Raw genomic sequence first — 20,023 nt, 5'->3', positions numbered from 1 at the left:
CGCCTTGCCGACCAGGCCGCTCCCGACCCCGAAAACAACGACGGCGGAAAGAGCAGCGGCAAGAACCGAGCGAAGCATTCTCTTACGCATAGTCGGCTTCGTCCTCACTCGATGGTCTCCTCTTCCCCCGTCGGACAAGACGATGGCTTATTCAGGCACGTCATGGCCACACTATCGATGCATCATGTTCCTGCATGTTCAGGACCCTGGGGGGTGGAGAATTGGGCACAAATGGTATGCAAGCGGGACATCCCCATGCCATAACCGACCTGTGCGACGAAGGCAACCGGCTCTACACGAGCGCGCTCCGCGCAGGCCGCATCGCCCGGGCTGACGTGGAGTGTGCCCCATGCCTGATGGAGTTCGACCTCCTGCACCCGGACCCTGATGACGCGAACTGGCTGCGTCCCGTACCGCCGTCGATAGCTCTGGCTCAGCATCTCTATCCCCTCGAGCGAGAGATCACGGAACGCAGGCGTCTGTCCGTTCAGCTGGCCGATGCTTTCGAGCCGTACATGGCCGCCAGCGCGCAGAGCACCGCGACAACCCACGCCATCACGGTGCTGGAGGGCCGGGACCGGATCAACGCGGCACTGAACCTGGCGACCTCCGAGTGTCAAACCGAGGTGCTCACGGTGCAGCCCGGTGGCCGCCGACGCGAGGGGAACCTCGTCAAAGGCCTGGACCGTGACAGGCCTCTGATCGAACGCGGAGTCCGATTCCGCACGCTGTACCAACACACCGCGCGGCACAGCCCCGAGACTCTGGCATACGTGGAGCAGATCTCCAACGGCAAGGTAGAGGTCCGCACCATCGACGAGCTCGTCGAGCGCCTCATCATCTGCGACGAGACTGCGGCTTTCATCCCCATACGAGAAGACCGACAGGTGGCTCTGGAGATCCGTCACCCCGGCTTGGTCCGCTACCTGGTCAAGGTCTTCGAGTTCATGTGGGCGCGCGCGGTGCCCCTGAAAGTAGGGACCCCGTACGAAACAGCTGCCGACGGCATCAGCGACGTCCAGCACTCCATCGCCAAACTCCTCATCGAGGGCCACGTCGACGAGGCCATAGCGCGCCGCCTGGGGATGAACGTACGCACCTGCCGCGCCCACATAGCCAAGCTGGCCACGGCCCTGGGCAGCGGCAGCCGGGCCCAGCTCGGCTTCCTGATAGCCCAGTCAGGGATCCTCAACCAGGACCAGCGCACGGCAACGGGAGAGACCCGGGCGTGACGGCACAGGCGCACGGCCACGACCCGGAGAACCCGTGCGAAGCGGGCCTGGAGGTGTACGCCCGTGCCCTGCGTGAGGGATCCGTGCCCGAGCGCGCCGCCTCGCCGGTGCCCTGCCTGCTGCACGCCGACCTGCTCCGCCCGGACACCGACGACCCACGCCGGCTGAAGCCCGTGGCTCCCGCCCTGGTCCTCCCGAGGCTGCTGCGGCCCATCGCCGAGGACATCGCCCAGCGGCGCCGGGCCGAAAGCCGGCTGACCGAGGCGTTCGAGCCGCTCCTGGCGCTCGACATCGAACAGGCGAACCCGGCGGAGCCCACCGGGGTCAGTCTCCTGAGGGGCCTCGAACGGATCAACCTGGCCATCGCCGACGCCATGGCAGCCGCCTCCGGGGAACTCCTCGCCATTCAGCCCCACTACGGCACCAAGTCGGCCGCCCGCCTCGCCGAGTCCTTGGGGCGAGACCAGGGCCTGCTGGACCGCGGGGGCCGCATCCGCACCCTCTACCAGCACACGCAGCGCCACTCACTCGCCGTCATGGGCCGGTACGAACAACTGCGAGGCGATGCCGAGGCCCGTACCCTCGACGAGGTCACCGACCGGCTCATCGTCATCGACCGCGCCGTCGCCTTCATCCCCGCCAGCAGCGACCGCACCCTCGCCCTGGAAATCCGAAACCCCGCCCTGGTCACCTACCTGGCCACCACCTTCGACCGCCTCTGGCGCCTGGCCACCCCCATGTACCCGGAAGCCGTCCAGCAGCCCACCCTCAACGGAGTCACCCCCCGCCAGCGCGCGATAGCCGCCCTCCTGGTCGAAGGCCACACCGACGCCGTGATAGCCGACCGTCTCGGCATGAACGTCCGCACCGCCCGCGTCCACATCGCCAAACTCGCGGCGACGCTCGGCAGCGACAGCAGGGCCCAACTCGGCTATCTCATCGGCCGGTCGGGGATTCTTGACCAGGAACCGCAGGAACCCCGGGAGCCCCCGGCACCCCGGCGAGGCTGATCACCGCCGCCTCCGACGACGACGCGCGCGACCGGTCCAGTCCCACCTGGGCGATCCGCACCCCCAACTGCGTACGACTCGCCGCCCCCAGCGTCTCCGACAGCCGCGCGATGTGCGCCCGGCAGGTACGCACGCTTATCCCCAGCCGCTCCGCGATCACCGCGTCCTGATGGCCCTCGGCGAGCAGCGCGGCGATGGACTGTTCGCGGTGGGAGATGCCCTCGATGCCCGTGTCCGGCAGTGGCGCCGTCAGGGGGATCGCCAGCCGCCACAGCCGTTCGAACACCGTCACCAGGTAGTGGACCAGCGCCGGATGCCGCAGTTCCAGGGCCATCGTGCGGTCCGCGTTCGCCGGGATGAACGCGACCGTTCGGTCGAAGAGGATCAGCCGGTCGATCACCTCGTCCAGCGTGCGGGCCTCCACCGAATCGCCCATCAGCTCCAGGTAGTTGAGCAGCCCGTGGCCGTGCCGGGCGACGTGTGTGTACAGGTCCCGCATGCGCACGCCCCGACCCCGCAGCGCCATCGCCCGGTGCAGCCCCTCCGTCAGCTCGTGCTCGGGACGGATGCCGCCGGGCTGCACGGTCAGCACCTCCGTCGCGCACGCCTGGGTCGCCTCGTCGAGGGCGGCCTGAATACGGGAGGCCCCGTCGAGCACCCGGATCGCCGTGCCCTCCGCGCCGGGCGCCCGCGCCGGCTGCGGGCCCAGCCGGGCGTACCACTCGAAGGCCGCCACCGCCGAGCCCATCCGCCGCCGGCTCGCGCTGACCTCGTCGTACACCCCGCGCAGCAGCCGGGTCATGACCTCCTGCGGGGACGTCGGCACCAGCCAGTCCATGTCGTCGGGGTCGGGGTGCAGCAGCGCCAGATCCAGCAGGCAGGGCACCGGGTCCGCGTCCCGGCGCGGCACCCGGCCGTGCCGTACCGCCCGGGAATACACGCGATCCCCGGCCGCGCACAGCCGGTCGGCACCGTGTGGATGCTCCTGCGCCCCCTGCCCGGCCATCGCCCATCCACCCCCGGTTCCTGCCTCTTTCGCCGGCTCGCCCACCTCCGGAGCGCGGTGTCGACACCTGCGCCGGGACACCCGGGCCGGGCGTGGCCCTGGTCGACAGGCCCACCGTGCTCAGCCCTTCGGGCCTACGGTTCGCTCGCGCTTCCGCAGCGCAACTATGCGCGGACAGGCCGTGCTCCGCAACACGGCTCGCGCCGGGCCGGCCGCCGTAAACCACCTGTACGTCCCGCTATTTCCGGGCCTCCGTCCGTCGAGTTGCAACAAGCTGATGGTGTGGCGCCCGGCCTTCGCCGTGTGCGCGCAAATCCCGCACACGAATGGGTGAACCGACCGCCCCCGGCACCCGGAGCCTTCGCTTCCGCGTGCACCTCCCGGAAATCCCCCAGTGATCGCCGTGTTACACACCCCACTTAACGTCAGGCCATGGCGGACATATTTGACGCGTACGCGTTGGCCGACGCGTGGGACGAGATGTTTGAGCGGCCGGGTGAGGTCAGGGCCGCCTATGAGCCGGTGCTGGCTGCACTTCAGCCGATCGAGCCGAGTGAACTGCGTTTCCGGGCCGACCAGATGGCCCGGGCGTTCACCGACAGGGGCGTGACGTACGCCTTCGCGGGCGAGGAGCGGCCCTGGCCGCTGGACCTCGTGCCCAGGATCCTCGACGCGCTCGAGTGGGATCTCATACAACGCGGGGTGGGGCAGAGAGTGCGCGCCCTGGAGGCGTACCTCGCCGACGCCTACGGGCACGCCCGCGCTTTCGAGGACGGCGTCGTGCCCTGGCGGCTGCTGCTCAACTCCCCGCACTTCCACAGAGCGGCCCATGGGGTCGAGCCACCGGGCGGGGTGCGGATCCATGTCGCCGGGATCGACCTAGTACGGGACGAGGCCGGGGACTTCCGGGTGCTGGAAGACAATGTGCGCGTGCCCAGCGGGGTTTCGTACGTCATCGAGAACCGGCGGGCGATGACGCGGATCTTCCCCTCCCTCTTCGCCGAGCAGCATGTGCTGCCCGTGGACGGCTACGCCCAGCGGCTCCTCGCCGCCCTGCGGGCCGCCGCGCCCGACGGGACCGACGATCCGCGCGTCGTCGTCCTCACTCCCGGACCCAACAACGCCGCCTACTTCGAACACGCCCTGCTGGCCCGGCTGATGGGTGTGCAGCTCGTCGAGGGGCACGACCTCGTGTGCCGCAACAACCGGGTGTGGATGCGGACCACGCGCGGTGAGGTGCCCGTTCATGTCGTATACCGGCGGCTCGACGACGACTTCCTGGACCCCCTCCACTTCCGTCCGGACTCGGTGATCGGCTGCCCGGGCATCATGGGCGCCGCCATGGCGGGGACGGTCACACTCGCGAACGCCGTGGGGAACGGCATCGCCGACGACAAGCTGCTCTACACGTACGTCCCGGACCTCATCCGGTACTACCTCGGCGAGGAGCCGATCCTCCCGAACGTGGAGTCGTACCGGCCCGACGAGCCAGGCCAGTTGGATGCCGTCCTCGACCAGATCGAGCAGCTCGTCATCAAGCCCGTCGACGGCGCCGGCGGCCAGGGCATCGTCATCGGGCCCAAGGCCGACCGTGACACGATCGAACGCACTCGCAAAGCCGTCATCGCCGACCCGCGCGGTTTCATCGCCCAGCGCCCCGTCGCCCTGTCCACCTCGCCCACTCTGGCGGGCGAGCGCATGGCACCGCGCCACATCGATCTGCGGCCCTTCGCCGTCAACGACGGCAACGATGTCTGGGTGCTGCCCGGCGGCCTCACCCGGGTCGCCCTCCAGGAGGGCAACCTGATCGTCAACTCCAGCCAGGGCGGCGGCTCCAAGGACACCTGGGTGCTGGCCGACGGCCCGACGGAGTCGCCCGCGCCCCTCAGCGCCGGCGATCCGCTCGCCGTCGCGCCGCGTCAGCTCGGACCCGACGGCGCCCCCACCGTCGTACAGGAAGGGGCGCAACAGCAGTGAACGACGTGATCCTCTCCCGTATCGCCGAGGCTCTGACCTGGACCGGACGGTATGTCGAGCGTGCCGACGCCACGGGCCGCATCCTCGACGCCTACCTCCACCGCATGCTGGAGGACCCCTGGCGTGACGAGGACGTGGCGTGCCGGTCGTTGTACGCGATCCTCGGCATGGACGCCGGCGGCCGGCCCGTCGACATGCAGCAGGTCCTCGACCAGCTGGCCTTCGACGCCCGCTCGACCGGCTCGATCGAGGGCGCCCTCGGCGCCGCCCGGCTGAACGCGCGCAGCGCCCGTGAGGCGGTGTCGTCGGAGATGTGGGAGTGCCTGAACTCGACGTGGCACGCGCTCGCCGACCAGCGGCTGGCGGCCCGGCGGACGGGCCCGTACGCCTACCTGGAACTCGTGCGACGCCGCGCGGCGTTGTTCTTCGGGCTCGCCGACTCCACGATGAGCCGGGACGACAGCTGGCGTTTCGTCGTCCTGGGCCGCAGCCTGGAGCGGGTGGACATGACCGTACGGCTGCTGTCGGTGCGGGTGCTGGACGCCGCGCACGCGCCCGACTGGCCGACCCTGCTGAGCGCGTCCGGCGCGGACGAGGCGTACGCGCGCGTGTACGGCGGTTTCGGCGACACGCCGAGGGTGGCCGAATTCCTCCTCCTCGACCGCGACTTCCCGCGCTCGGCGCTGCACGCGCTGACCACGGCGGAGGAGTGCCTCACGGCGCTGGGCCGTCCCCGCCAGGACCCGGCGCGCCGCCCGATCGGCCGGATGCGCACCCGCCTCGAATACCTGGACACCCACGCGCTGGAGGACCAACTGCCCCAGCTGCTGAGGGACTTGCAGCAGGCCTGCATCGCCTCGGCGGACGCGGTGGCCGACCGGTTCTTCCCGTACCAGGGGCCCGTCGAGTGGGCCCAGGAAGGAGCGTGAGATGACCGCCCAGGGAACTCGCCGTCTCCGCATCAAGCACATCACCCGCGTCTCGTACGCCCAGCCGGCCGCGTCCTCGCACAACGAGGTCCGGATGACCCCGCTGACGCTGCCCGGCCAGACCACCCTGGACGCCCGGGTCACCGTCAGCCCGACGGCCACCACCTGGGCGTACTGGGACTACTGGGGCACCCAGGTCACCGGCTTCGACCTGATGGACCCGCACGCCGACCTCACCATCACGGCGTCCAGCCTGGTGGAGACCCACCCGCCGGGCCCGCTCCCCGAGGCGCCCACCTGGCGGGAACTGGCCGAGGAGGTGGCGTCCTCCCGGCTGCTGGAGTTCGCGGGCCCGACCTCCCGCACGACCGTCCCCGATGCGCTCCTCGACAAGGCGCGGGAAGCGGCGGCCGGGCTCGATCCGCACGAGACGGCGCTCGCGGTGTCGACGCTGGTCGCCGACCGGGTGTCCTACCTCCCCGGCACCACGAGCGTGAACACCTCCGCCACCGAGGCCTGGGAGCAGGGCGCGGGCGTCTGCCAGGACCTCACCCATCTCACGATCGCGCTGCTGCGGGGCGTGGGCCTGCCCGCCCGCTACGTCTCCGGCTACCTCCATCCCGAGCGGGAGGCGGAGCTGCACCGGCCGGTCGCCGGGCAGAGCCACGCCTGGATCGAGTACTGGGCGGGCGACTGGTGCGGCTACGACCCCACCAACCGGACGCGGGCCGACGAGTCCCACGTCGTCGTCGGCCGCGGCCGCGACTACGACGACGTCACCCCGCACAAGGGCATCTACCGCGGTGTGCCCGGCGGGCCGCCGGAAGTGACGGTGGAGTTCACGCGGGTGGCGTGAGCGGACCGGGGCGGGTGACGGCCGGGAGAGGGGCTTGAGCTGGTGCGGCCTCCCTCCCGGCCGTTCGCGCGTCAGCGGGCGACCATGAACTCCAGCGAGGAGCTCTGCTCACCGACCCGCCCATAGGCGTCCACGGCGTACACGGTGACCATGCACGGGCCGTTGTACGGCGGTATCCACTCGATGCCGCCCGTCGTGCTCAGCCGCGTACCGCTGGACCCGCAGGCACCGTCGATCTCCCAGGAGTACCCCTTCAGCAGGCGCCCCTCGTCCCCGGCACCGGGCTTGGCCGTGACCTGGATGGGGAACCGGGTGCCGCCCGCGGAGACCAACGTCAGCCGCGGCGCCGCCGGCCCGCTCGCCGTGGCCGGGGTGAGCCGGTCGACGACGACCTCGCCGGACGGCACCGACTCGGCGCCCGCGCTGTCGACGGCGGCGACGTAGTAGTACGCCTTGCCCTGCGGGGCGGAGGTGTCGTCGTACGACGTCTCCGACGCACCGGCACTGCCGAGGAGCGCCCAGCCGCCGATGGCCTCGGTGCGCCGGTAGACACGGAAGCCGGTGGTGTCGCCCTCGGCCGGGGCCCAGGTGAGGCGGGTGTGCGCGTCGGCGGGCGTGGCCTGCACCGCGGTCGGGGCGGGGACGCCGGACGCCACGGGTCGGGTGACCGTCGCCGGATCGGAGAGCGGAGCGGAATTCGAGGCGGCGTCGACGGCCTGCACCGTGTAGGTGTACGCCTTCCCCGGGTCGGCCGTGGTGTCCGTCCACGACGTGCCCCAGACCGGCTGCGGCCCGTCCGGATCCGCCTCCCCCACGGGCGCGGCCCACACCTCGTAGTGGTCGACGTCCTTCGCCGAAGCGGCCTGCCACATCAGCGAGTTACCGGCGGTGGTGCCCAGTGCCGACAGCCCCGTGACCTTGTCCGGTGCGGTCCGGTCGGCGGTGGTGACGGGCTGGTCCGCGGTACCGGTCGAGACGTTGCCGGCCTTGTCGTAGGCGCGGACCTCGTAGTAGTAGACGTCGCCGGTGACCGGGAGGGTGGTGTCGGTGTACGTGGTCGTGGCGGTGGTGGTGGTCGCCAGGGGCGCGCTGGGGAAGGCGGTCCCCTTGAGGCGGCGGAAGACGCGGTAGCCCGCGAGGTCCATCTCCTTGTTCTTCGCCCAGGTGAGCTTGGCCTTGCCGGTCGTGGCGTCGTACGACACCGACGTCCCGCTCGGGGACAGGGGCTTGACCGTGTCGACGGACGCCGAAGTACGCGGCGTGTAGCCGAACTTGACCTTCGCGCTTCCGGTCCAGTTGACGTAGTCGACGCGCAGGGTGTGCTTGCCGGACGGGATGGTGACGTTGACGGTCTTGCTCACCGTCGTCGACACGTTCTTCCACAAGTCGATCTTGCGGACACCGTCCAGATACACCCGGATGCCGTCCAGCCCGGAAGCGGCGAAGGAGAACGGCCCGCCGGAACCGAAGTCCCGCGTCAGCGTCCACCGCACACCGAAGTTGTCCTTCGGCAGACCGGTGACGGGAACCCCGCTCCAACTCTGGTCGATGGCACTGTCACAGTCGGTCTTCTTCGGCGTACCGGAGAAGGTGGTGTTCGCGAAGAACTGCCGCTTGAAGACGGGCGAGGTGCAGGTCACGGCGGCGGAGGCGGGCGTGGCGACGGCGGTGAGCAGGCCGCCCGCGGTGGCGAGTACGACGGCGGACGCGGCCGCTGCGGTCGTACGTCTGGCTGGGTTCATTCAGTCCTCAGGTCGTGATCAGGACAGCCCGCCAGTGGGCTGTCCTGATCACGACTCACGAGGGGCGGGGTTGGTTGTACGTCAGCCGCGGAGGCTACTTCAGGCCGATGGACAGGCAGTCGGCCTTGTACTTGGCGGTGCAGATTTCGGACATCTTGTAGATACCGTCGGCGACGACGGTCTCCTTGATGTTGTCCTGGGTCAGGGCGACCACGGGGACCAGCAGGGCCCGGATGCCCTTGTGGGTCGGGCTGTCGACCTGGTCCTGGGTGAGCGAGTCGAACTGGATGTCCTTGCCCTGGACCTTGGCCACGGCCATCTCCGCGGCGCTCTCCGCCTCCTGCGGGTACGACTTGTACACGCTCATGTACTGCTCGCCGCTCACGATCCGCTGGACGCCGTCCAGTTCGGCGTCCTGGCCGGTGATCGGGGGCAGTTCGGTGACGCCCGCGGCCTTCAGGGCCTTGATGACGCCGCCGGCCATGCCGTCGTTGGCGGAGTAGACGCCCTTGATGTTGTTCACGCCGATGGACTTGATCGCCTGAGCCATGTTGGCCTGGGCGTTCTCCGGCTTCCAGTCCTTGGTGTCGTAGGACTTGGCGATGTCCACCGAGCCGTTGAGCTCGGAGAGGGCGCCCGCCTTGAACTGCTTGGCGTTCGGGTCCGTGAGCGAGCCGTTCATCATGACGATCTTGTCGGAGGAGTCCACGTTCGGGCCCATGGCCTCCAGCAGGCTGCGCCCCTGCACCTCGCCGACCAGCTCGTTGTCGAAGGAGACGTACGCGTCGATCGGCCCCTCGGCCAGGCGGTCGTAGGCGATGACCGGGATCCCGGCGTCCTTGGCCTTCTGCACGCCGTCGGCGATGGCGTTCGCGTCGACGGCGTCCAGCAGGATGACGTCGACCTGGTCGTCGATCATCTTCTGCAGCTGGCTCTCCTGCTTCTTCGCGTCCGCGTCCGCGTTCAGGTAGACGACCCGGCCCTGCTTGTCCGTGAGCTCCTGGACCTTGCTCCGGATGATGGGGTAGTCGAACTTGTCGTAGCGCGTGTTCGCCGTCTCCGGCAGCAGCAGTCCCACGGTGATGTCGTTGCCCTTGGTCGGGCTCGCCTCAGTGCTGTCCCCGGTGACGCCCAGTGCCCCGCACGCGGCCAGCGAAAGGGTCATCGTCGACGCGGCGGCCACGGCTGTGGCGGTGCGGCGCAGGGGGCGCATGGGACGCATAGAGGAGCTCACTTCTGATGCCTTCGGGACTCGGACGCGCCATTGCGCCCAGATGTCTGAAAAGACAACGCGGCGACGGCCCCCAGCGTCAAGCGGAACTACTTAACGAGTGCGCAACACCACGCTCCGCTGCCCATGTGAAGACAACACGGAACCCCTCCAAACGCCCATTACACACCCTCCATCGAACCTTGCTCGAAGGGTCGACCAAGATCCGTACAACCAATGCCATTCCTCACGAGTCGTGATCAGGACAGCTCCCCGACCGCTGTCCCGCACTCGACCAGAGGATCGAATGAACCCAGCCAGACGTACGACCGCCGCAGCTGCGACGACGGTCGTGCTCGCCACCGCGGGCACCCTGCTCGCGACGACCCCCGCGTCCGCCGCCGTGACCTGCACCTCACCCGTCTTCAAGCGGCAGTTCTTCGCGAATACGACCCTTTCGGGCACCGCGAAGAAAACGGACTGCGACAGCGCCATCGACCAGAGCTGGAGCGGGGTTCCCGTCACCGGTCTGCCGAAGGACAACTTCTCCGTCCGCTGGACCGTGACACGGGACTTCGGCTCCGGCGGACCGTTCTCCTTCGCCGCCTCCGCACAGGACGGCATCCGCGTCTACCTGGACGGTGTCCGCAAGATCGACCTGTGGAAGAACGTGTCGACGACGGTGAGCAAGACCGTCAACGTCACCATTCCCTCCGGCAAGCACACCCTGCGCATCGACTTCGCCAACTGGACCGGAAGCGCGAAGGTCAAGTTCGGCTACACGCCGCGCACTTCGGCGTCCGTCGACACGGTCAAGCCCCTGACTCCGACCGGAACGTCGGTGTCGTACGACGCCACGACCGGCAAGGCCAAGCTCACCTGGGCGAAGAACAAGGAGATGGACCTCGCGGGCTACCGCGTCTTCCGCCGCCTCAAGGGGACCGCCTTCCCCGGCACGCCTCTTGCGACCACCACCACCGCCACGACCACGTACACCGACGCCACCCTCCCGGTCACCGGCGACGTCTACTACTACGAGGTCCGCGCCTACGACAAGGCCGGCAACGTCTCGACCGGTACCGCGGACCAGGCCGTCACCACCGCCGACCGGACCGCACCGGGCGTGCCCACCATCACGAGCGCGACGGGCGAGGTGACCCCGACCGGGGGTACGGGCGGACTGCTGGTCGGCTGGGACAAGGTCGCGGACGCGGCGACGTACCGCGTCTTCCGGGCGGCGAGCCAGAACGGCACGTACGCCGAGGTCGCGAGCACGGACCAGCTGTCCTACCTGGACACCTCGGCCGTCGAGAGCACCGTGTACTACTACCGGCTTTCGGCCGTCGACGCGGCGGGCAACGAGTCCGCCCTGACCGAGCCCCAGCGGGGCAAGATCTGGGACAACGACCCGCCGCCGCTGGTCACCGGGCTGAACGTCACGCCGACCGAGTACGGCTTCCAGCTGGACTGGGACAAGAGCCCGGCCGGGGATCTGCGGCACTACACGATCCACTGGGGCGAGCTGTGGGGCGACGAGGGCGAACAGGTCTGCGCCGCGAGCCTGGTGGACTACGTCTCCCCCGACAAGACCTCCTACGCCTACACCACGCTCCCCGACGGTGACGAGGTCTGCTTCTTCGTCGACGCCGTGGACGACGAGGGCAACTCCGCCAACAAGTGGAGCGACGACCCGATCCAGGCCGTGCGGGTCACCGAACTCGACATGACGCCGAGCGTGGCGACGCCCGAGGGCTCACCGCTGCGCCTGACGGCCACGGGCGCGGAGGGCGACGAGGGCAACCGCCTCGAGTGGTCCGGGCTCGGCGCGGGCGAGGAGGAGTCCACCGACCCCGCGGAGAGCTTCCGCGTCTACCGGTGGAACCCGGCCTCCTCGGCGTACGAGAAGATCGCCGAACTTCCGGCCGGTGCCTTCACGTACTCCGACACGGGCGCGCGGCGCGGCACCACGTCCTACTACTGGGTGACCGGTGTGCAGGCCGACGGCACCGAGTCCGTGCCCGCGGGCGACTGGACGGTCACCGCACCCGCCGCCTGACCTGCCCCTGCCCCCCCTGCCCCCTGCCCCCCTGCCCCCCTGCCCCCTGCCCCACCTGCGAAGATCATCCGCATGACCGTGACTGAAACCCCCGTCGAGGACAGCCTGTTCGGCCCGCTCACCGTCCGTCTGGACACCGAGCGGGGCGAAGTCGTCGTCGGGGGCGAGGCGCTACCGCGGATCGTGCTGAGCCGTGCCGCCGGCACCGAGACCGACGACCACATCCCCGTCGGTACCCGGGACGGCGGCCGGCTCACCCTCACCGTCGACGGCGAGGAAGCCTCCGTGCGCCCCGCCAAGGGCCGGCTGACCCGGCGTTCGTTCCGGGTCGATGTCCGGCATGCGGGCCACGTCTGGCGGCTGGTGCCCGACTCGTTGCCGGGGAGCGAGTTCCTGCGGGACGGGCGGCGGTTGGGGAACTTCTGCTCCGAGGGCGACGGGGCAGTGACGGCGGAGTGGCGACCGGAATCCGGGCCTGACACCGCGCCTGACGCCACGGATGCCGCCCTGGGCTACGCCCTCGCCGCCGCGTTCGGCACGGGCGCCCAGCCGATGTGGATGCTGGTCGGCGATGCGATCGGCGACCTGATTCCCTAGGCCGGCCCCGCCCGTCTCCAACCGTGCCGTTTCCGGTAAGTGAGGCCTCGGTAAGGAAACGTTAAGGAGTTTCCCTGCGAGCAAAGTTCGCCATTGCGTAGGCATGTGACCACTGGTAGCGTCCCCCGTAATTGATCAAGCAATTGCCTGACCAGTAATTGCGAATTAAATGGGGGATCGACTTCGTGAGCATACGAAGCAAGGGAATTTCCGCCGCGATTTCCGTCGCTATGACCGGCACGCTTTGCGGCATTGGCGCGAACGCCGCACATGCAGCTTCACCGGAAGGCGAGAGGACCGCAACGGTCGCGCGGGCGACAACGGCAGGACACGTTCGCGTCGACGCCAATGACATCTGCACGATCCTGGGGATCGGCACTGGCGCGGCAGGTCTCGCCAAGGCGCTGGCCAAGGGTGCGTCGGTGGCAGGAATCGGTGCCGCCGTTGGATGCTATTTGTACTCGAAGGCAAAGGAAGCCACGCCTGCGCAAAGGCGGGCCGCCATGATCGCGTCGTACAAGAAGTACCACGCGATGAGCGATCTCAAGAAGCTCGATGCGCTCGGCTATTACTGCCGTAAGAAGGACAGTGGCGGCGGTGGCGGCGGCACTGATGTCGCCCCCCTCAACACGAAGATAGGCTGGACGGATATCAAAATGAGGGGCGTGACCTACACATGCACAGCAAACGGGGACTGACCGGTCGCCATGACTGGAGCTATGGAGAGCGATTCGCGCTCTCCATAGCGCTGGTCGTAGTGAGCCTGCTATGGCTCACGGAAAACAAGGACCTATGGGCAATCGCACTGTGTTGGGCTGGTGCGATCGGCGGAGCGCTGGCGACGCTGTACTTCGGCTGGCGCTACATCCGCACGCGCGGGGATTCGCACTGAGGTGTACAGCCCTGGGGCGCTCCCCGAGGCAGGCGGCCTCCTCACCGCCGTCACGCCCCCGCAGCCGCGACGACCTGCACATCGACCAGAAGCTCAGCGGAAAGTGGCGGCGTTCTCCGACGCCCACTGCCGGAACGTCCTGGCGGGGGCACCGGTGATCCGGGAAACGGTGTCCCGCACCAGGAGCAGTTCGTCGTTGACGTCGCCGCCCGTCACATCGAGCACCGCGTCGGCGGTCTCGTCGCCCATGAACGCGGCCAAGTCACGGTGGGCCTCCGCCCGGCTGATCTCGGTGAACGGCAGTTCCCGGCCCAATAGTTCCGCGAGGGTCTCGACCTGCTGCCGGGCGGTGATCCGTTCCGGGCCGGTCAGCGCGTACGTCCGTCCTCGACGGCCGGGCTCGGTCAGCGCCGCCCGGGCCACCGAGGCGATGTCCGCGGGGTGGATCGTGGGCAGGCCGATGTCCGCATAGGGCACACGGATCGTCTCGCCGCCGCGGATCGCCCCCGCCCACCACAAGGCGTTCGAGGCGAACTGCGTCGGCCGCAGGATCGTCCATGCCATACCGCTGTCCTGCAGCAGACGCTCGACAGCCAGGTTCTCCGCGGCGGGGCCGAGGCGCGGATGGGTCAGCACGGTGATGGACGACACCAGCACCACATGCTCCACCCCCGCCCGCAGGGCGGCGTCGAGGATCTCCGCGTCCGGGCCCACGCGCGAGACGAGGAACAGGGAACGCACCCCGTCCAGCGCCGGCTTCAGTGAAGCCGCCCGGGCGAGATCGCCCTCGACCGCCTCGACCCCCGCGGGGAACACGGCCCGCGCGGCGTCCCGGGTGAGCCCTCTCAACGGTCCGCCCGCGCCCGTCCCCCGGAGTTCCTTCAAGAGGGCGCTGCCTATGTTTCCGGTGGCTCCGGTCACGAGAATCATGAGCGTGACGTTAGGACCTCAACCGAGCTTGAGGTCAAAAAGCCCTGGGCCCGCAGGTTCCGGTGAATCCGTGGATCCGGTGAATCCGTGAACCTGCGGGCCCAGGGGCCCGAGTTGACGCTCCGTCAATCAGACGACTGCTGCCGCTTCGGCCGCCACACCACCAGCGCACTCGTCTGCTGGACCTCCTGATACGGCACCAGATCCCGACGGTACGACGCGTGCACCGCCGCCTCGCGCTGCTGCATCGCCGCCGCCGCGCCGTCCAGGGCCGACTGCAGTTCGGCGACCCGGGACTGGAGCGCGGCGACCTGGTTCTCCAGTTCGATGATGCGCTTGATGCCGGCCAGGTTGATGCCCTCGTCCTGCGACAACTGCTGGACGGTGCGCAGCAGTTCGATGTCGCGGGCCGAGTAGCGGCGGCCCCGGCCGGCCGTGCGGTCCGGAGACACGAGGCCCAGACGGTCGTACTGGCGCAGCGTCTGCGGGTGCAGGCCGGAGAGCTGGGCCGCCACCGAGATGACGTAGACCGGGGTTTCCTCGGTCAGTTCATACGGGTTGCGTCGACGACCGTCCATCTGACTCATGCTCCCTTCGCGGCCTGGAACAGCTCCGCCCGCGGGTCCTCGCCCGCGGTCGCCTCGCGATACGCCTCCAGTGCGTCACGAGCCTTCCCCGTCAGGTCCTTCGGAACACTCACCTCGACGGTGACCAGGAGGTCGCCGCGGGTGCCGTCCTTGCGGACCGCGCCCTTGCCCCGGGCCCGCATGGTGCGGCCGTTGGGGGTGCCGGGCGGCAGTTTCAGGGTGACCGGCGGTCCGCCCAGGGTGGGGACCCTGACCTCGCCGCCGAGGGCCGCCTCCGTGAAGGTCACGGGGACGGTCACCGTGAGGTTGTCGTCCTTGCGGCCGAACACCGGGTGCGCGGCGACGTGCACGGTGACGTACAGGTCGCCCGCCGGGCCGCCGCGCTCACCGGGTGCGCCCTTTCCGCGCAGCCGGATGCGCTGGCCGTCGGAGACCCCGGCCGGGATGCGGACCTGCATGGTCCGGGACGACTTGGCCCGGCCGCTGCCCTTGCACTCCAGGCAGGGGTGCTCGGCCATCAGGCCGCGCCCCTTGCAGTCCGGGCACGGGTCGGTGAGGGAGAAGCCGCCACCGGAACCCCGCGCCACCTGGCCGGTGCCGACGCAGGTCGGGCACACCCGCGGTGTGCCGTTCTTGTCGCCGGTGCCGGCGCAGGCCTTGCAGGGAGACTGCGAGGACATCCGCAGCGGGACCGTCGCCCCCTCGATCGCCTCGGTGAAGCTGAGGCTGACCTCGGTGTCAATGTCCTGGCCGCGCCTGGGCTGGGTACGGGTCGTACCCGTGCCACCGCGGTTGAACAGGCCCCCGAAGACGTCACCGAGTCCGCCGCCGAAGCCGCCGGCTCCCCCTTGCCCGCCCTGGGCGCCGCCTCCGAAGAGGTCACCCAGGTCGAAGTTGAAGGAGCCGCCCGCGCCGCCCGGCCCCGGGCGGAAGCCGCCGTTGCCGAAGAGGGCGCGCGCCTCGTCGTACTCCTTGCGCTTCTTGGGGTCGCCGAGGACGTCGTTCGCCTCGGAGATCTCCTTGAAGCGCTCCTCCGCCTTGGCGTTGCCCTTGTTGGCGTCCGGGTGGTACTCGCGAGCGAGCTTGCGGTACGCCTTCTTGATCTCGGCTTCGGTGGCGTCCTTGGGGACGCCGAGGACCTTGTAGAAGTCCTTCTCGATGAAGTCCTTGGTGCTCATCCTCGACGTACCCCCTTCCCGTAGTCCCTCGTCAATTCAACGTCAGCCCTCGTCCGGGCCACCGCTCTCCTTGTCGTCGCCCGCCTCGGCCGCCTCGTCGGCCTTGACCGTCTGCGCGCCCGGCTGGGGCTCGGCGACGGCCACCCGCGCGGGGCGGATGGTGCGCTCGCCGATGCGATACCCCGGCTGGAGGATCGCGACGCAGGTCGTCTCGGTGACGTCCGGCGCGTAACTGTGCATCAGGGCCTCGTGGATCGTCGGGTCGAAGGGCTCGCCCTCCTTGCCGAACTGCTGCAGGCCCATCTTCGCCGCGACGGTCTCCAGCGACTCCCCGACGGACTTGAATCCGCCGACGAGTTCGCCGTGTTCCCGCGCGCGGCCGATGTCGTCGAGCACGGGCAGGAGCTCGGTCAGGAGGTTCGCGATGGCGATCTCCTTGACCGTGATCCGGTCGCGCTCCACGCGGCGGCGGTAGTTCTGGTACTCGGCCTGGAGCCGCTGGAGGTCCGCCGTGCGCTCACCGAGCGCCGTACGCACCTGGTCCAGCTGGGCCACCAGGCCCGCGTCTGCTGCTCCGTCCCCGGCCGGGGCCGCCCCCTCCTGAGGGGCGGCCTTCGACTCGGCGTCGTCAGGGGTCGCGCCGGAGGGGACGTCGGGCTTCTCCTCGAAGCCCGGGGTCTCCTCCGTCATTACGCGGCACCGTCCTTGCGCTCGTCGTCCACGATCTCGGCGTCCACGACGTCGTCGTCGGCGGCCTTGCCGCCCGCCGTGGCGCCCTCGGGACCGCCGGCGGCCTGCGCGCCCTGGGCGTCGGCGTACATGGCCTGGCCGACCTTCTGGGAGACCGCGGCGACCTTCTCGGTGGCGGTGCGGATCTCGGCGGTGTCCTCGCCCTTGAGCGCGGTCTTCAGCTCCTCGACGGCGGCCTCGACCTCGGTCTTGACCTCGCCGGGGACCTTGTCCTCGTTGTCCTTGAGGAACTTCTCCGTCTGGTAGACGAGCTGCTCGCCCTGGTTGCGGGACTCGGCGGCCTCGCGGCGGGCGTGGTCCTCCTCCGCGTACTTCTCGGCCTCTTCGCGCATCCGGTTGACCTCTTCCTTCGGCAGCGAGGAGCCACCGGTGACGGTCATCTTCTGCTCCTTGCCCGTGCCCAGGTCCTTCGCGGTCACGTGCATGATGCCGTTGGCGTCGATGTCGAAGGCGACCTCGATCTGCGGGACGCCACGCGGGGCCGGCGGCAGACCGGTCAGCTCGAACATTCCGAGCTTCTTGTTGTACGCCGCGATCTCGCGCTCGCCCTGGTAGACCTGGATCTGCACGGACGGCTGGTTGTCCTCGGCCGTGGTGAAGATCTCGGACCGCTTGGTCGGGATCGTGGTGTTGCGCTCGATGAGCTTGGTCATGATGCCGCCCTTGGTCTCGATACCGAGGGACAGCGGGGTCACGTCGAGGAGCAGGACGTCCTTGACCTCGCCCTTGAGGACACCGGCCTGCAGCGCGGCGCCGATGGCGACGACCTCGTCCGGGTTGACGCCCTTGTTGGCGTCCTTGCCACCGGTCAGCTCGCGGACGAGTTCGGCGACGGCGGGCATACGGGTGGAGCCACCGACGAGGACGACGTGGTCGATCTCGTTGATGGAGACGCCGGCGTCCTTCATGACGTTGAAGAACGGGGTCTTGCAGCGCTCCAGAAGGTCCGCGGTCAGCTGCTGGAACTGAGCCCGGGTGAGCTTCTCGTCCAGGTGCAGCGGGCCCTCGGCGGAGGCGGTGATGTACGGCAGGTTGATCGAGGTCTCGGTGGACGAGGACAGCTCGATCTTGGCCTTCTCGGCGGCCTCACGGAGGCGCTGGAGGGCCATCTTGTCCTTGGCGAGGTCCACGCCGTGGCCGGACTTGAACTGCTGCACCAGGTAGTCGACGACGCGCTGGTCCCAGTCGTCACCACCGAGGTGGTTGTCACCGTTGGTGGCCTTCACCTCGACGACGCCGTCGCCGATCTCCAGGAGGGACACGTCGAAGGTGCCGCCACCGAGGTCGAAGACGAGGATCGTCTGGTCGTCCTTGTCGAGGCCGTACGCGAGCGCGGCCGCGGTCGGCTCGTTGACGATGCGCAGGACGTTCAGACCGGCGATCTCGCCGGCCTCCTTCGTCGCCTGGCGCTCGGAGTCGTTGAAGTACGCCGGGACGGTGATGACCGCGTCGGTCACCTTCTCGCCCAGGTAGGACTCGGCGTCCCGCTTCAGCTTCTGGAGGATGAAGGCGGAGATCTGCTGCGGGTTGAAGGGCTTCCCGTCGAGCTCCATCTTCCAGTCGGTGCCCATGTGACGCTTCACGGACCGGATGGTCCGGTCGACGTTCGTGACCGCCTGACGCTTGGCGACCTCGCCGACGAGCACCTCACCGTTCTTGGCGAAGGCGACGACGGAAGGCGTGGTCCTGGCGCCCTCGGCGTTGGTGATGACGGTGGGCTCGCCGCCCTCCAGAACGCTGACGACGGAGTTAGTCGTGCCCAGGTCGATGCCGACCGCACGTGCCATGGTTGATTCCTCCAGCTGACTTGAGTGGAACGGACTCAAGTGTGCATGACGGCCCCCGCCCGGTCAACAGAGCTGAGTCGACCCCACTCAACTCTTATCCGTTCCTTACACGCAACTGGGCTCCGACCTGCGTAGATGTGGCTTGAGCGGGCGGCCGAACAGCACCCCCCACGGGAAATGAGGGTTGACGCCGAGGCGCGTAGGGCTTGACGAGCAGCAGTCCGAAGACGGCGATGAGGGCCCCCGCCCCCACCCAGAACACCCCCGACTCGGCAAGCCATCCCATGTGCACGAGAACGGCGACGAGTACCCCGCAGAAGGCCGCCACACCCAGGACGACGGTCGCGGCCGGCGGAGTGAGGCCGAGCCGGCGCAGGCGGTGGGCGAGATGGTCGGGGCCGCCCCGCAGCAGCGGCCGTCCGACCAGCCGGCGGGACAGCGCCACCAGGAGGACGTCGGCGGTGGCGAGCGCGGTGAGCGCGTAGAGCACGCCCATGCTCGACACCGGGTCGTGTCCGGTACGGGTCATCACGGCCGTCGACGCCAGCACGAACCCGATGAACAGGGATCCGCACGCCCCGAGCCCGACCCGGGCGGGGTGCCAGTTATGCATGAGGAAACCGGTCAGGGCGGCGGCCAGCACGCTCAGCAGCACGGCCAGTTCGTCCATCACCTCGGCCGCCGCCAGCAGTCCGACACCGAACGCGGTGACGACCCCGACGGTGCCGGCCAGCCCGTCCGCATGGTCGAGCGCCTTGAAGCCGACGGCGACGAGCACGATCCAGCCGACGGCCGGCACCCCCAGCAGGAAGCCCGTCTCGCCGTACGGCACCACGCAGGCCGCCGCCACGGCCGTACCGCAGGCCAGGAACCGCGCCTTCACCCGCCGCACGTCGGCGACCAGCCCGAGCAGGGCGACGGCGCCCGCGGCCATCAGCAGCCGCTCGATCTCGGGGCCCAGCGGGGCGAAGCCCGTCCACTCCCCCGCGGCGACGACCAGGCAGGTCACGAGCACGACACCGGCACCGCCGAGCAACGGCAGCGGCCGCTGGCGACGACGGTCGACGATGCCGAGGCGCAGGGCGGGCAGCCGGAGCAGCGCCGCGAGGAAGGCGGCGAGGAGGAGAGAGGTGGTGGCTGCTGCGATCCCGTAAAGCACGGGGCTAGGTTAGTGCCGTATATACCATTTCGGGATGAATAACACGATCGGTTCTTAAGGCAACCCTCAGCGACTCACATCACTCCACACCTGGCTACAGTGCGGCGGAGGATGCGGGTAGTCTC

Annotated in this window: 17 protein-coding genes; 8 read left to right on the top strand and 9 right to left on the bottom strand. The window is 69.5% G+C overall.

Features of this window, described 5'->3' with window-relative positions:
• Positions 1-194: 194 nt before the first annotated feature.
• Positions 195-1,232, top strand: coding sequence for a helix-turn-helix transcriptional regulator (locus tag ACIREI_RS20240; RefSeq protein ID WP_403334503.1), 1,038 nt, complete (start codon positions 195-197; stop codon positions 1,230-1,232).
• The gene (locus ACIREI_RS20235; RefSeq protein ID WP_403334501.1) at positions 1,229-2,242 is read left to right on the top strand and encodes a LuxR C-terminal-related transcriptional regulator; all 1,014 of its coding nucleotides are present in this window, start codon (positions 1,229-1,231) and stop codon (positions 2,240-2,242) included. Before ACIREI_RS20240 ends, ACIREI_RS20235 begins: the two co-directional genes overlap by 4 nt.
• Here the strand turns inward: ACIREI_RS20235 and ACIREI_RS20230 are convergent.
• Positions 2,169-3,248, bottom strand: coding sequence for a LuxR C-terminal-related transcriptional regulator (locus ACIREI_RS20230; RefSeq protein WP_403334499.1), 1,080 nt, complete (start codon positions 3,246-3,248; stop codon positions 2,169-2,171). The genes ACIREI_RS20235 and ACIREI_RS20230 overlap by 74 nt on opposite strands.
• A 432-nt stretch (positions 3,249-3,680) precedes the next feature.
• Here ACIREI_RS20230 and ACIREI_RS20225 point away from each other — a divergent pair, with 432 nt between their 5' ends.
• The 3 genes from ACIREI_RS20225 to ACIREI_RS20215 are packed head-to-tail and all read left to right on the top strand — an operon-like array spanning position 3,681 to position 7,010.
• Positions 3,681-5,225, top strand: coding sequence for a circularly permuted type 2 ATP-grasp protein (locus ACIREI_RS20225; protein WP_403334497.1), 1,545 nt, complete (start codon positions 3,681-3,683; stop codon positions 5,223-5,225).
• Positions 5,222-6,154: an alpha-E domain-containing protein gene (locus ACIREI_RS20220; protein WP_403334495.1), complete on the top strand. Its 933-nt coding sequence runs from the start codon at positions 5,222-5,224 to the stop codon at positions 6,152-6,154. Before ACIREI_RS20225 ends, ACIREI_RS20220 begins: the two co-directional genes overlap by 4 nt.
• A gap of 1 nt (position 6,155) precedes the next feature.
• The gene (locus ACIREI_RS20215; protein WP_403334493.1) at positions 6,156-7,010 is read left to right on the top strand and encodes a transglutaminase domain-containing protein; all 855 of its coding nucleotides are present in this window, start codon (positions 6,156-6,158) and stop codon (positions 7,008-7,010) included.
• A gap of 71 nt (positions 7,011-7,081) precedes the next feature.
• Here the strand turns inward: ACIREI_RS20215 and ACIREI_RS20210 are convergent, their stop codons facing one another.
• The gene (locus tag ACIREI_RS20210) at positions 7,082-8,752 is read right to left on the bottom strand and encodes a PA14 domain-containing protein (protein WP_403334491.1); all 1,671 of its coding nucleotides are present in this window, start codon (positions 8,750-8,752) and stop codon (positions 7,082-7,084) included.
• 94 nt (positions 8,753-8,846) lie between these two features.
• Positions 8,847-9,965 carry a sugar ABC transporter substrate-binding protein gene (locus ACIREI_RS20205; RefSeq protein WP_403334489.1) on the bottom strand — a complete coding sequence of 373 codons (1,119 nt, stop codon included), beginning with the start codon at positions 9,963-9,965 and terminating at the stop codon, positions 8,847-8,849.
• 304 nt (positions 9,966-10,269) lie between these two features.
• Here ACIREI_RS20205 and ACIREI_RS20200 point away from each other — a divergent pair, with 304 nt between their 5' ends.
• From ACIREI_RS20200 to ACIREI_RS20190, 3 genes are all read left to right on the top strand, one after another.
• Positions 10,270-12,018 (top strand): PA14 domain-containing protein, encoded by a 1,749-nt coding sequence (locus ACIREI_RS20200; protein WP_403334487.1) that lies wholly within the window; start codon positions 10,270-10,272, stop codon positions 12,016-12,018.
• A 72-nt stretch (positions 12,019-12,090) separates the two neighbouring features.
• Entirely contained in the window at positions 12,091-12,615 is a 525-nt protein-coding gene (locus tag ACIREI_RS20195; protein ID WP_403334485.1) for a hypothetical protein, read from the top strand.
• 185 nt (positions 12,616-12,800) lie between these two features.
• Entirely contained in the window at positions 12,801-13,313 is a 513-nt protein-coding gene (locus tag ACIREI_RS20190) for a hypothetical protein (protein ID WP_403334483.1), read from the top strand.
• Positions 13,314-13,600: 287 nt separating this feature from the next.
• On the opposite strand, the gene ACIREI_RS20185 is transcribed toward ACIREI_RS20190, so the two are convergent.
• The 6 genes from ACIREI_RS20185 to ACIREI_RS20160 all read right to left on the bottom strand — a co-directional run bounded on the left by ACIREI_RS20185 (position 13,601) and on the right by ACIREI_RS20160 (position 19,898).
• Complete coding sequence (locus ACIREI_RS20185) at positions 13,601-14,437, bottom strand: NAD(P)H-binding protein (protein WP_403334481.1); 837 nt, start codon at positions 14,435-14,437, stop codon at positions 13,601-13,603.
• 125 nt (positions 14,438-14,562) lie between these two features.
• On the bottom strand, positions 14,563-15,015 hold the full coding sequence (locus ACIREI_RS20180; RefSeq protein ID WP_403334479.1) for a heat shock protein transcriptional repressor HspR: 453 nt from the start codon (positions 15,013-15,015) through the stop codon (positions 14,563-14,565).
• Positions 15,016-15,020: 5 nt separating this feature from the next.
• On the bottom strand, positions 15,021-16,202 hold the full coding sequence (gene dnaJ, locus ACIREI_RS20175) for a molecular chaperone DnaJ (protein WP_403334477.1): 1,182 nt from the start codon (positions 16,200-16,202) through the stop codon (positions 15,021-15,023).
• A gap of 42 nt (positions 16,203-16,244) precedes the next feature.
• Entirely contained in the window at positions 16,245-16,892 is a 648-nt protein-coding gene (gene grpE / locus ACIREI_RS20170; protein ID WP_403334475.1) for a nucleotide exchange factor GrpE, read from the bottom strand.
• On the bottom strand, positions 16,892-18,739 hold the full coding sequence (dnaK, locus tag ACIREI_RS20165; RefSeq protein WP_403334473.1) for a molecular chaperone DnaK: 1,848 nt from the start codon (positions 18,737-18,739) through the stop codon (positions 16,892-16,894). The genes grpE and dnaK overlap by 1 nt, the downstream gene beginning before the upstream one ends.
• Before the next feature lie 94 nt (positions 18,740-18,833).
• Positions 18,834-19,898 (bottom strand): MraY family glycosyltransferase, encoded by a 1,065-nt coding sequence (locus tag ACIREI_RS20160; RefSeq protein ID WP_403334472.1) that lies wholly within the window; start codon positions 19,896-19,898, stop codon positions 18,834-18,836.
• Between the last annotated feature and the right edge of the window lie 125 nt (positions 19,899-20,023).

Origin of the sequence: Streptomyces sp. NPDC093591, from assembly GCF_044764885.1 — a bacterium.
In the GTDB taxonomy this organism is placed as follows: Bacteria; Actinomycetota; Actinomycetes; order Streptomycetales; family Streptomycetaceae; genus Streptomyces.
Note: the sequence above shows the minus strand (reverse complement) of the source record. Positions and strands in the feature narration are given on the sequence as shown.

Excerpts from the sequence above, each read along its gene's own strand:
- ACIREI_RS20210 (WP_403334491.1), bottom strand. The coding sequence starts at position 8,752 with ATGAACCCAGCCAGACGTACGACCGCAGCGGCCGCGTCCGCCGTCGTA.
- ACIREI_RS20205 (WP_403334489.1), bottom strand. The coding sequence starts at position 9,965 with ATGCGCCCCCTGCGCCGCACCGCCACAGCCGTGGCCGCCGCGTCGACG.
- ACIREI_RS20185 (WP_403334481.1), bottom strand. The coding sequence starts at position 14,437 with ATGATTCTCGTGACCGGAGCCACCGGAAACATAGGCAGCGCCCTCTTG.
- ACIREI_RS20240 (WP_403334503.1), top strand. The coding sequence starts at position 195 with ATGTTCAGGACCCTGGGGGGTGGAGAATTGGGCACAAATGGTATGCAA.
- grpE (WP_403334475.1), bottom strand. The coding sequence starts at position 16,892 with ATGACGGAGGAGACCCCGGGCTTCGAGGAGAAGCCCGACGTCCCCTCC.
- ACIREI_RS20195 (WP_403334485.1), top strand. The coding sequence starts at position 12,091 with ATGACCGTGACTGAAACCCCCGTCGAGGACAGCCTGTTCGGCCCGCTC.
- ACIREI_RS20230 (WP_403334499.1), bottom strand. The coding sequence starts at position 3,248 with ATGGCCGGGCAGGGGGCGCAGGAGCATCCACACGGTGCCGACCGGCTG.
- ACIREI_RS20180 (WP_403334479.1), bottom strand. The coding sequence starts at position 15,015 with ATGGACGGTCGTCGACGCAACCCGTATGAACTGACCGAGGAAACCCCG.
- dnaK (WP_403334473.1), bottom strand. The coding sequence starts at position 18,739 with ATGGCACGTGCGGTCGGCATCGACCTGGGCACGACTAACTCCGTCGTC.
- dnaJ (WP_403334477.1), bottom strand. The coding sequence starts at position 16,202 with ATGAGCACCAAGGACTTCATCGAGAAGGACTTCTACAAGGTCCTCGGC.
- ACIREI_RS20215 (WP_403334493.1), top strand. The coding sequence starts at position 6,156 with ATGACCGCCCAGGGAACTCGCCGTCTCCGCATCAAGCACATCACCCGC.
- ACIREI_RS20225 (WP_403334497.1), top strand. The coding sequence starts at position 3,681 with ATGGCGGACATATTTGACGCGTACGCGTTGGCCGACGCGTGGGACGAG.
- ACIREI_RS20200 (WP_403334487.1), top strand. The coding sequence starts at position 10,270 with ATGAACCCAGCCAGACGTACGACCGCCGCAGCTGCGACGACGGTCGTG.